9 protein-coding genes are annotated in these 11,642 nt (G+C 39.3%); 6 read left to right on the forward strand and 3 right to left on the reverse strand.

Going from position 1 to position 11,642, the window contains the following annotated elements; translation table 11 throughout:
* Positions 1–81: 81 nt before the first annotated feature.
* Both ACJJVZ_RS07400 and ACJJVZ_RS07405 read right to left on the reverse strand, forming a co-directional pair.
* The gene (locus ACJJVZ_RS07400; protein WP_193155857.1) at positions 82–3,180 is read right to left on the reverse strand and encodes an efflux RND transporter permease subunit; all 3,099 of its coding nucleotides are present in this window, start codon (positions 3,178–3,180) and stop codon (positions 82–84) included.
* A gap of 3 nt (positions 3,181–3,183) precedes the next feature.
* Positions 3,184–4,236, reverse strand: a complete 1,053-nt coding sequence (locus ACJJVZ_RS07405) for an efflux RND transporter periplasmic adaptor subunit (protein WP_405599431.1) — start codon at positions 4,234–4,236, stop codon at positions 3,184–3,186.
* Positions 4,237–4,483: 247 nt separating this feature from the next.
* Between ACJJVZ_RS07405 and ACJJVZ_RS07410 the strand changes: the two genes are divergently transcribed.
* The 6 genes from ACJJVZ_RS07410 to ACJJVZ_RS07435 all read left to right on the forward strand — a co-directional run bounded on the left by ACJJVZ_RS07410 (position 4,484) and on the right by ACJJVZ_RS07435 (position 9,907).
* Positions 4,484–5,182: a DUF2982 domain-containing protein gene (locus ACJJVZ_RS07410; protein ID WP_405599433.1), complete on the forward strand. Its 699-nt coding sequence runs from the start codon at positions 4,484–4,486 to the stop codon at positions 5,180–5,182.
* 21 nt (positions 5,183–5,203) lie between these two features.
* The gene (locus ACJJVZ_RS07415) at positions 5,204–5,536 is read left to right on the forward strand and encodes a hypothetical protein (protein WP_405599436.1); all 333 of its coding nucleotides are present in this window, start codon (positions 5,204–5,206) and stop codon (positions 5,534–5,536) included.
* Between the two features lie 66 nt (positions 5,537–5,602).
* Positions 5,603–7,264 carry a PKD domain-containing protein gene (locus ACJJVZ_RS07420; RefSeq protein WP_405599438.1) on the forward strand — a complete coding sequence of 554 codons (1,662 nt, stop codon included), beginning with the start codon at positions 5,603–5,605 and terminating at the stop codon, positions 7,262–7,264.
* A 9-nt stretch (positions 7,265–7,273) separates the two neighbouring features.
* Positions 7,274–7,792 carry a DUF1566 domain-containing protein gene (locus ACJJVZ_RS07425; protein WP_405599441.1) on the forward strand — a complete coding sequence of 173 codons (519 nt, stop codon included), beginning with the start codon at positions 7,274–7,276 and terminating at the stop codon, positions 7,790–7,792.
* A 140-nt stretch (positions 7,793–7,932) separates the two neighbouring features.
* Complete coding sequence (locus ACJJVZ_RS07430) at positions 7,933–8,853, forward strand: ExeA family protein (RefSeq protein WP_138586015.1); 921 nt, start codon at positions 7,933–7,935, stop codon at positions 8,851–8,853.
* Positions 8,854–8,863: 10 nt separating this feature from the next.
* Positions 8,864–9,907: a general secretion pathway protein GspB gene (locus tag ACJJVZ_RS07435; RefSeq protein WP_405599443.1), complete on the forward strand. Its 1,044-nt coding sequence runs from the start codon at positions 8,864–8,866 to the stop codon at positions 9,905–9,907.
* A gap of 262 nt (positions 9,908–10,169) precedes the next feature.
* On the opposite strand, the gene ACJJVZ_RS07440 is transcribed toward ACJJVZ_RS07435, so the two are convergent.
* Positions 10,170–11,363 (reverse strand): HD-GYP domain-containing protein, encoded by a 1,194-nt coding sequence (locus ACJJVZ_RS07440; protein ID WP_405599445.1) that lies wholly within the window; start codon positions 11,361–11,363, stop codon positions 10,170–10,172.
* Positions 11,364–11,642: the final 279 nt, after the last annotated feature.

Below are 11,642 nucleotides of genomic sequence, written 5' to 3' on the forward strand. Positions count from 1 at the left end.
ATTCCTAAAATGTATATGGGGTTTAAAGGCGAGCATAAATTGTATGCGCCGTAACAACAAGGTTACGGCGCAATTAATAGACTAGATCTCTTCTAGTGGTTTTTCAGCGGCTTGTTTGTCTAATTTTTGCTGCAAAAACTCAGGTGATTGAGTGTTACGTGCAAGTGCATAATATGCAGCTGGTACAACAAAAAGAGTTAGCAGGGTTGATACAATAACACCGGTAAATACGACTACACCAATGACCATACGGCTTTCAGCACCTGGGCCTGAGGCAAGTACTAAAGGCACTGCGCTCATAACGGTTGTTAATGACGTCATAATGATTGGGCGCAAGCGCTGTGTAGCAGCTTGTAATATTGCTTCACTAAATTCAACGCCTTTATCGCGTAATTGGTTAGTAAATTCAACAATCAAAATACCATTTTTAGCGCTTAACCCGATGAGCATAACAATACCTATTTGGCTGTAAATATTTAAGGTAAGCCCTGTAGCCCAAAGGCCAAACATAGCACCCATTAAACCAAGTGGTACGGTAAGCATAATTACAAACGGGTGCATAAAGCTTTCAAACTGCGCCGCAAGTACTAAAAAGGTCACGGTTAACGCGAGTATAAATACGTAGGTCATTGCTGATGCGCCTTCGTAATAAAGTTGCGACTCACCTTTGTAGTCTACTGCACCGTCTATATCGTTTTCCTCAGCAGCGACTTCGTTTAAAAAGTTAAGTGCTTCTTCAAGCGTATAGCCATCTGCTAAGTTGGCGCTTAGCGTTATTGCGCGCATACGGTTGTAACGGTTTAAGCGTGAGGCTGTTGCTTCCTCTTTTAAGCTGATAAGGCTATCAAGTGGCACTAGTTCACCGCTACGTGATTTTAGGTATATATTCGAAATGTCGGTCGGGTTAGCAAAGTCTTCTTTCGTTCCTTTTAAAATCACATCATATTCTTCACCACGATCAATAAAGGTAGTCACGCGGCGTTGACCAAGCATTGTTTCGAGCGTACGGCCTACATCTGATACCGACACGCCTAAATCAGCCGCTTTGTTTTTATCTATGCTGACTAAAAATTGCGGGAAAGTTTCTTTGTAATCATGGTCAATTCTTACAAGACCAGGGTTTTGCTCAGCACGCTTAATTATACGGTCACGCCAGTCGGCAAGTTGTGCGTAATCATTACCTTGCAATACAAACTCAATAGGGCGAGATGAGCCACCACCGCCAATACCACGGCGCATAATGGCAAATGCACGAACATCAGTCACTTCTTGCATTTTACCGCTTATTTCATCCATTACTTCCCACGTTGAGCGTTTGCGTTTATCCCAATCGGCCATACCCACAATCGCAACACCGCCACTGCCACCCCAACCAGGTACTCTAACAAGTACGCGACTCAGTTCACCTGCTTCAGAATAAGGCATTAAGCGCTCTTCTATTTTAGCCATATTAGCAGCGTTGTTTTCGTAGCTTGCCCCTTCAGGGCCGCTCATCATGATAAAGAATGTACCACGGTCTTCTTTTGGTGTTAGCTCAGAGGGAACTTGTAAAAACAGTGAGTAACTAACAAAGCCCGCTAATAATAAGCTCACCATTAAGCCCCATTTACGGGTTATATTAGTAGAGAGTGACTTGCGGTAACTTACTTCAATTTTAGTAAATTGACGGTCCATCCATTGGCTAAATTTATTTGGTTTATCTGATACTTTAAGTACTTTAGAGCATAGCGCAGGTGCCAGTGTCAGTGCCGTAACACTTGAGAAAAACACGGCAGCACTTACCGCCATAGCGAATTCTGTAAATAATGCACCGATTCGACCATCCATAAATACCAGTGGTACAAACACAGATATAAGTACAAGCGTGGTTGCTACTATAGCAAAACCGACTTCACGCGCGCCTCTAAATGCAGCTAGTAACGGCGGCTCACCCAGTTCAATACGACGGTGAATGTTTTCAAGCATGACAATGGCATCATCTACCACTAAACCGATAGCGAGTACTAGCGCTAGTAGGGTAAGTAAGTTGATTGAGTAACCCATAGCTAATAAAAACATAAAGCTACCGACCAATGCGACAGGTACAGTCACCGCTGGTATAAGTGTTGCCCTTATATTGCCTAAAAACAAAAATATAACGAGCACGACTAAACCCATAGAGATAGCAAGCGTGCTGTAAACTTCACTAATTGATTCTTTAATAAATACAGACGAATCATAGCTATCTTGAATAGTGGTCCCTTCAGGCAAGTTTCGTTTGATTTTTTCAAGTTCGCTACGTGCGTTATCGACTACGGTAAGTGTGTTTGCTTTAGCTTGTTTTACAATACCTAAACCAATCATGTTACGACCGTTACCACGAAACAAGCTTTCGTCATCGGCGGCTTCAAGGTGAACATCGGCGACTTCACCTAAACGCACTAAATAACCTTCTTCACCGCGTTTAATAACCAGATTTTCAAAGTCGCGTTGATCTTTATAGCTGCGTGCTGTTCGCACGGTGAAGTCACGGTCTATTGATTCTATTTCGCCAGCCGGTAACTCAACGTTTTCTGTACGAAGAGTGTTTTCTATGTCGCTTGAGGTAATACCCCGTGCGGCCATTGCTTGTCGATTAAGCCAAATTTTCATGGCATATTGGCGTTCACCACCAATGCGTACATTAGATACACCATCTACTACGGCTAAACGGTCAACTATAAAACGCTGTGCATAGTCAGATAGTTGTAATGAGTCCATTGTTTCGCTGTTTAATACAAACCATGCTATTGGGCTTTCATCACTATTAGATTTAGACACTTCTGGCGGTCGAACTTGATCGGGCAAACTATCAAGTGCACGGGCTACGCGCTCGCGTACATCGTTAGATGCTGCGTCTATGTCGCGGTTTATATCAAACTCAATAGTAATGTTTGAACGTCCATTACGACTCGACGAATTAATACTTTTAATACCTTCAATACCCGAGATACGATTTTCGATAACTTGGGTGATTTTTGTTTCTATAATTTCCGCAGAAGCGCCGGTATATTCAGTACTGATGTTTACAATAGGTGTTTCAATATCAGGGTATTCTCGAAGTGGCAGCATGGTAAATGCAACCACTCCAAAAGTCAGGAGCAGTAAATTTATTACAATGGCAAAAACGGGGCGTTTGACGCTAGTATCTGTAATCTTCACATATTACCCCTTTACGCTTACTTTACTTCCAGAGCGAATTTTTATCAGCCCTTCGGTAACAATTTGCTGGCCGTCTGTTAAGCCTTCATCAATAGCAACCCAGCCGTTGTTTCTGCTAGCAACATGTACTTCTATGCGATTAGCTATACCGTCTTTAATTTGAAAAACAAAGTGTTTGTCTTGCAAAGGTATCACCGCTTTTTCTGGCACCATTAAAGCTTGATTGCTACTAAGCTCGAGTGCGGTGTTAAGTAGCATACCTGGGCGTAATAACCCTGATTTATTAGCAAAACTTGCTGTTACTTCAACACTACGTGTTACAAAGTCAATACGTGAGCTAATATGTGTTACTTTACCGGTAAAGGTTTTATCTGGGTAAGCGTCGTTTTGAGTAAGTACTTTCATACCCACGCTAAGTTGCGCCAAGTATTTTTCAGGTACTTTAAAATCAACTTTAATAATACTAATATCATCAAGCGTAGTTATTATTGTTGCGTTGCTAACATAAGCACCCACCGATATTTCACGCTTACCTAAAAGACCAGAAAACGGTGCGGTTATTGTCATTTCATTTAGTTTTACCGTAGCGCTTTCTAGCTGCGCTTTAGTTGCATCAACACGAGATAGCTGTTCTTCTAATAACGACTTTGCAGTTGATTGCGAGCGTGAAAGTTCGGTTAGTCGATTGAGCTGGCGTTTTTCTTCTTGTAGATTAATACTTAACTCTTTAACAGCAAGTTGTTCTTGCTTACTTTGCAGCTGTACTAACTTTTGGCCTTTACTGGCTAAGTCACCATCTTTAAAGTAAATATCTGTGACATAATCGTTTTGTGCGCTTTTTATATAAATGGCTTGATTTGCACGTGCACTGCCGATGGCCTCGATCATGACAGCATTTTCTTGTGAGGTAACAGTATGCGCAGATACCTGAGTAGACATTTTAGAGAAATCTGTTTGTTCGCCATGGCTAGACGGTAAATATAAGTAGACGCTAAATATTAGCAATAGCGTAATAATAAATGGGAAAAGAGCTTTGCCTGATTGTCTTGAGTACATCGTTTTCATACCTGAAAATTAATTGTAACTATTGTACGAAATAAGACCGGAGAAAGACGGTTATGTGTCTCATAAATTTGTGCGTTAAGCGTAAAAGTTGATGAGAATAATAGTGCGTACCTGTTTTGTTGCAATTAAAGAGGTAAATATATGAATTTTAAAACATCCTGCAAGGCTTGTATAAGGGCCTGAAAAGTCATTGCATGGGCTATTATTATGTTTATATTTTATATGGTGTTTTATCAGCATGGGTAAAAATAATATAAAATATAGAGCGCAAGGTACGCGCAATGGTATTGAAATATTAATAGTAGGTGCTGTTGGATTGGCATTTATTATGGCATTTAATTTATTACGCCCAGGTGAAATCAGTATTTTAGAAATTTTTTTAGTGAGTGTTTGCCTTGTTGCCATTTTTGTTGGTTTTTTAAAAACTCAAGAGCCTTTTTATAGTTTAGTGTTAGATGAAGCAACACTTGTTTATAACCATAAATATGGTTCTTGGCGTTTGCCTCATGCTAACTTTCATCACAGTGGTATACCTAAAGTAAAAGATAGTTTTGAATACATAGAATTGAATGCTGTGGGAGTGAAAGTAAATGATATAGATGAGTTTTTAGCAAATATTGCTCCTCGAATCGCAGGCAAACTACTTATAGAGCAACGATATTTATTTATGCAAGCTGTTCAAAAACATTGCAAAAATGGTAATTGCCCATCAGAATGGTTAATAGAAGACACACAATATAAATCCCAAAAAGGGATTTGCTATAATGGACTTATAGCTATGTTTGCAAACAGAGCTAAGTTCCTTCAACTGCTAACAGGTTATGATTTATTATTGCCTGCCAGTGTATTAGATAGAGATGTTTGGGATTTCAGTGCTAACTTGAATAAATGGAAGCATCAACCCAGTCAGTTTATAGCATCGCAAGTAAGAGATTAAACTGCGATAGTAGGAATCGTAATGAGCCAAGAAAGAGCCTTTTTAAAAAGTGGTCGAAATACCATAATACATAAAGATCGAAAACTTGATTTAGTTATTGTAAATTCGGAATCACACCCTCGGATTAAAGTGACACAAAGTGGTTTAGAACCATTTAAAGAAGAACTGCCAAAAAATCGCCGCGATGCGAAAGAGCGATATTTAGAGATCGTGTATGTTGGAAGTGCTGATTTGTTTGGCGAAGAAAAACAACTTCTGTTTATTCAAGCTTTAGATGGGCGTGAATACAAAGTAGATTACAGTAAAATAGGTACAAAGTTGTTTGTACGTATTCATCAAGATACTTATATGTAAATTTTAATGGCATCTTTATTGCTGTGATTACACTATAGTAATTATTTAACATAGAAGGTGCTGCGCATGAAAGCGTTTGCTTTAATTCCTCTCATTTCTTGCAGCTTACTGAGTGCATGTGGAGGCGGTGGTGGTAGTGATGATAATTTAGCTGTAGAGACATCGGTTAATGCAGGAGCTGATTTAAGTGTTATCGAAAAAACTGAATTTACCATTACTGCACAGGGCTCTCCCGCCGATGGTACATTTACGTGGCAACAAGTAAGTGGCCCAAGTTTAGACGGTTTTCCGCTTGATGGTGCAGAGCAAACACTTACGGCACCTGATATTAAAACCGACAGCAATATCGTTTTACGAGTTAGTTATCAAAGCTCAGGTAGTAGCGCCGTAAGTGACGATATTTCTATTTCAGTTAGTTCTAATAATCAACTCCCCCTCGCTGTTATTACACAAACGTTACCAGTAACTCCCCCTTCTGTATACAAAGACACTGTAACTTTAAGTGGCCTCGAATCAAGTGATCCAGATGAAAACGGTCAAATTAATAGCTATTTATGGCAGCTGTTATCAGGTCCAGATTTAAATATTACTACTTTCAATGAGGCTACCCTTAGTTTTTCACATCCTTTATTGGAAAGTAGTGAGAATTTATTGTGGCAATTAACAGTCACAGATGATGAAGGCGGTGAGGCCAGCACGCAATATACTATGACACTTAATAAAACGAATGAGTTAGTAGATGCAAATGCTGGAGAGGATCAAAATATTGAAGAGTTCGAACAAGTAACTTTAGATGCAACTAGCAGTGAAACAGTTACTGATACATATCAGTGTAAATGGCAACAACTTACCGGAAGTGCTGAGGCACTGACTGATAGTAGCCAATGTATAACAACATTTTTTGCCTCCGATGTAGATACAGATACAATATTAAGCTTTGAGGTAACGGTAACTGATTCGAAAGGACGCACCGATACAGATGCGTTATTTATTGATGTATCACCAAAATCACTGGGGCTTATAAATGACAGTGGTGTTGGTGAATGTTACAACAATACTCTGCGCATAAATTGCGATAATGATGACTTTCCGGGTCAAGATGCAGAGCTTGGTCGTGATAGCTTTGCTAATCGTCTAGATAAAGCGGGCCAAGGTAACTTAGCGTTTGATTATACAAAGCTGAATGAGTTTGCAGATGAAGTTGCTGACGACAGCACTAACTTTAGTTGTATTCGCGATAATGTAACTGGCTTGGTTTGGGAAGTGAAAAGCGGAATATCGGGTTCTTTACCAAATACCCCGTTACGTGACGGTCAAAATCATTACACTTGGAATTTAAGTGATGCAGATTCTGGTGCTGCAACTACAGGTGGTGCTAACACCACATGTCCAAGTAATACCGACTGCGGCTTACAAACGTATATTAATGAAGTTAACGCTGTTGATTTTTGTGGTGGTACAAATTGGCGAGTACCTACTTATACAGAGTTATTAGGCTTAATTGATTACGGTAAGCAAGGACAAAGAGTACTAATAGATACGAGCATTTTTCCTCATATTCCCTTAGCTGGAGCTATAAGTGGGGTCAGCTTGCCTTATTGGACGTCGCAAACGGCGGCTGATGGAACGAGTTTATCGCAAGCTTATATAATAGATATGAGTAGTGGTAATGATCTTGCCTACCCTAAAGATAAAACGGCTTATGTCCGCTTAGTCAGAAGCCGTTAGGAGAAAATTATGAAAATAACATCATTTTACACATTAACGATAATGGCTCTGAGCTTTAATCTTGCCGCCGAACAAACTTGTTACTCATCAACCGATACAACAACGCCAACTGACCGATTTGTTATAAACACGGATGGCACTGTATCGGATCCACAAACAGGTTTAATGTGGCAGCGTTGTAGCTATGGACAAGTATACAATGCGCAGACTAATAATTGTGATGGCTCTACACCATCACTTACTTGGCAAGAAGCATTAAGGGTAGCGGTTAACGATGCAACCGCAAAGCATGATGATTGGCAAGTGCCCAATATTAAAGAGCTGGCAAGTATTTTAGAGCATAGCTGTACAGAGCCAAGTATTAATGAAACTGTTTTTTTTGGCACTAAGCTACAAAATTATTGGTCTAGTACCTCAGGAGTCAGCAACATGAGCTCAGCTTGGGTTTATCAATTTGATAGTGGTTTAAATAGCCTGCATGCTAAAACCAGTGATGTGTATTTACGTTTAGTGCGCTACGAAAAGTAAATACTCAGACTCTTTTTTGTAATGTGCACTTTATTTTACATAAATTTACGTTATTTCAATAATAAAGCGCTTACAGTGTTGTCACTGCAAGCGTTTTTTTGCCATTATAGGCCGTGATTTATTGACGAAGGAACATCACGGTGTATTTAAGCTATTTTGGCCTGAACGAAAAACCATTTTCTATCTCGCCTAACCCTCACTACTTATTTTTAAGTGAACGACATAAAGAAGCCTTAGCACACCTTACCTACGGATTGGGTGAAGATGGAGGATTTGTATTATTAACGGGTGAAGTAGGTACAGGAAAAACGACAATTACCCGCAGTATGCTAGAGCAGCTTCCTGAAAATACACAAGTGGCTATGATCCATAACCCAGCACTTTCAGAGCTTGAATTATTAGCCAGTATTTGTGACGAGCTAAAAATTAGCTATGATACACAAAACGCAACGCTAAAAAGCCTTACCGATATTATAAAAAAGCATTTAGAGACAAATAATAAATCGGGTGGGCATACCATACTAATTATTGATGAAGCGCAGTTGCTTGCACCCAATGTGCTTGAACAATTGCGTTTGCTGACAAATATTGAAACCGATCATAAAAAACTATTACAAATAGTGCTCGTGGGTCAACCTGAACTACAAGAGCTTTTAAAGCGAAATGAGCTGAGGCAACTGGCTCAGCGAATAACAGCTCGTTACCATTTATTGCCACTTACGCAAGGACAAACCGTAGCCTATATTAAACATCGGCTACATATAGCTGGGTGTGATAAAGGAATATTTTCAATGGATGCTATGCAAGCTGTGCATCAATTAACGGGTGGGGTGCCCCGCCTAATGAACTTAGTATGTGAGCGAGCTTTAGTGGGCACTTTTGCAAAACAGCAGTTAGTTGTTGATGGCGATATAATAAAAAAGTCAGCCCATGAATCACTTCCTATGGATTTTATTGCCTCAACCAATAAAAAACCGCAAAACTCTATTTCTTTTTGGTCATATGGCATTGCGTTCGCTGCTTTATTTACAGTCGGTATTGGGCTTTCATTTATTTTATAGTTAGGTAGTTATGTCTTATTTATTAGATGCATTAAAACAGTCAGAACAAGCTGATATGAGTGCTGAGCAATATGATTTACAGTCAGAACAATTAAAACAGCAGCAAGCACTTAAACGTTACAGACGATTAGCATTGATATTTGGCGGAAGTTTGGTCGCGTTTATTGCCGTTGCAACGGGTTTTACAACAGGTAAATGGCTGCAAGTGAGCCCTTTATTAAAAGCCTCGGTAGCTGATGAACTTAAAGTGGTTGAAAGTAAAATACCAGCGCCTGAAATAAAGCCTGATACAGAGGATGCTGAGCTTCAAAAGCAGCAATTAGCTCAGTTAGAGTCAGCCAATAAAGTCGCGGCAACAAATACCGCTACAATAGAAGGGCAGTTGGTACATGTGCAAACACCTAATGGTGTGCAGCAAATGCTACTAACACCGAGCGGACAATATATTCCTATGCCATCAAATACCCCCTTGAGTGCCACTAGTTATAATCAGCAACAGTTTGTGCAGCAGGTCATGCCTGTTCAAAATTATAATCAGCAAGCATTTAATCCACAAACTAATTATAATCCGAGTAATGCACAAAATTCGTCGGTATTTGGGCAAAATCAAAATACGGCATCGGCGCAACTTGATATGAGTAAGTATAAAGTTCTTGGCAAGCCAATAAATGACAGCACTGAGCAACCGCAAATCACTGATCCAGAGCTTGATGCAGTACCCACTACTTTAAAAAATGCGTTTGCTCAAGCAGTGCAAGATGCAGAAAAAAATCAAGATTACGAAGTAACGCAAGGAACCCGTCATTCTTCTCGCGTTGATCCTGTTGAGTTATTGCCTGATGGATTGCAGGTTATTTTGCCTCCAATAAAATATCAAGCACATATTTATTCATCAAGTGCCGATAAGCGCTGGATAAAGCTTAATGGGCGAGAACTTCACGAAGGTGAAAGCATCGGTGCGCTCACTGTTCGCGAAATTACACCTGAGCAAAGTGTTCTAGATTTTGATGGATATGAGTTTAGCTTAAAAGCATTGCAAGATTGGCCTGAATAATATCAATTTTATTAAAAACATGATCATTATAGCGTCTTAAATAACTCACTAACGATGTTAAAAATTATTTATTGCCGACTGTATGGATGCAGGAGGGGGAGCAATGCGCGGAGCAATTATTGATAACAACACTATGTCATAATTTTAGTCTTGTTATTGAGCTATTTTCGTATCGCTATAATAGTTCACTAATTTAATACAATTAGTATAAGGGCTGTATGCTACTTCATAGATGTTTTTACTTTGAAGTAGCAAAATTAATTTAAGATAGAATCGTATTTTTATAAAAACGTTCTATATCAATATTATATTCTTTAGCCTTAACCGCAGACTCAAGTGAATCCAAGGTCCTTTTACTTGCTAAATCTATATCTTTTATTTCAGTGTAGCGACTATGTTTAGCACTGTAGAACGTTTTAACGACGGGCTTTAAAGGTGTCGCAGGGTTGCTTTCGGTAACTAACCCAATTTTTTGGCTTGATAACCTCACCAGAGTACCTACAGGATGGATGCCAATACACTGAATAAATTTATTCAGTAATACAGGGTCAAAGCTATCTGGGCAGCCGTCTTTTAATATTTTAAATGCTTTTATTGGCTCCATTCCTGCTTTATATACTCGCTCAGCAGTGAGTGCATCATACACATCAACAATAGAAGACATTCGTACATATTGGCTTATCTCTTCGCCTTTTTTACCAAATGGATAACCTTTACCATCTAGCCGCTCATGATGCATACCTGCAATATCAACAGCAATACCTGTTAGTCCTGCTTCTTCTAGAATTTCTTTGCTAAACAGTGAGTGGTTTTTCATTATCTCAAATTCAGCTTCAGTAAAACGTCCTGGCTTATTAAGTACTTCATCAGGAATCTTTATTTTTCCTATATCGTGCAAAAGTGCACCAGTAGTTAGCTCTTCTATTATGTCTTTTTCTATATTTAAATGTTTTGCAAAGATACTCATTAAAATTGAAACATTAATAGAGTGCTCAAGTAAGTAAGCATCTTTTTGGCGCATTTGCGTAAGGCACGCAAGCGCATCTTGATTCCTAAATACAGAATCTATAAAGCCACTGGCAAGTTCTCTAAAAGGGGTTATGTCTATATCACGACCTGCTTTTATGTCTTTAAACGCTTTAGTTTGTAACGTTCTAGCTTCGTCGTATAGTTTTTTGGCCTTCCCCATTTCTTGTTCTGCACTGTGTACTTTTTGCCAAGGATCGCGTTTTTTAAGTGGAGTAGGGATATCAAGTGGTTGTTTTTCGGGGACTGACTCGATGAGTGTTTTATCAGGGTCTATTTCGACTTCTAAAATGCCTGCTTTTTTAAGTTTATCAATGCCGGCTTGAGTTTTAACCCAGCCTTGGTTTTTTATTTTAATACGACCTGTTTGTTTAGTGACACTTTGTACAAACATACCAGGGAGTAACTGTGAAATAGGAACAATTTTCAAATTAACAACTCAATGGTTTATTTATATATAAAATAGCAAAGAATAATACTTTTATATAGTAAAAGGTATCAAATGATGCCTTTTTTAATGGTTATGGATGAGGGCGTGTTGATCTTTGGTGGTTGAGTTTACAGCAGACTGTTTGGTGTTTAAGCAAGGCAGAGCCTATGATGTGTGGTGTTCCCCATGAATAGGCGATAACGCAGCGTAAGTGCCAAACATGCGCTGCCCTTTGGGTTCTTTCTAGGGACGGTTGACTCTTTGTTGCTCGGTTTTTAC

It is taken from the genome of Pseudoalteromonas sp. Ld19 (assembly GCF_045064135.1).
Classification (GTDB): domain Bacteria; phylum Pseudomonadota; class Gammaproteobacteria; order Enterobacterales; family Alteromonadaceae; genus Pseudoalteromonas; species Pseudoalteromonas aliena.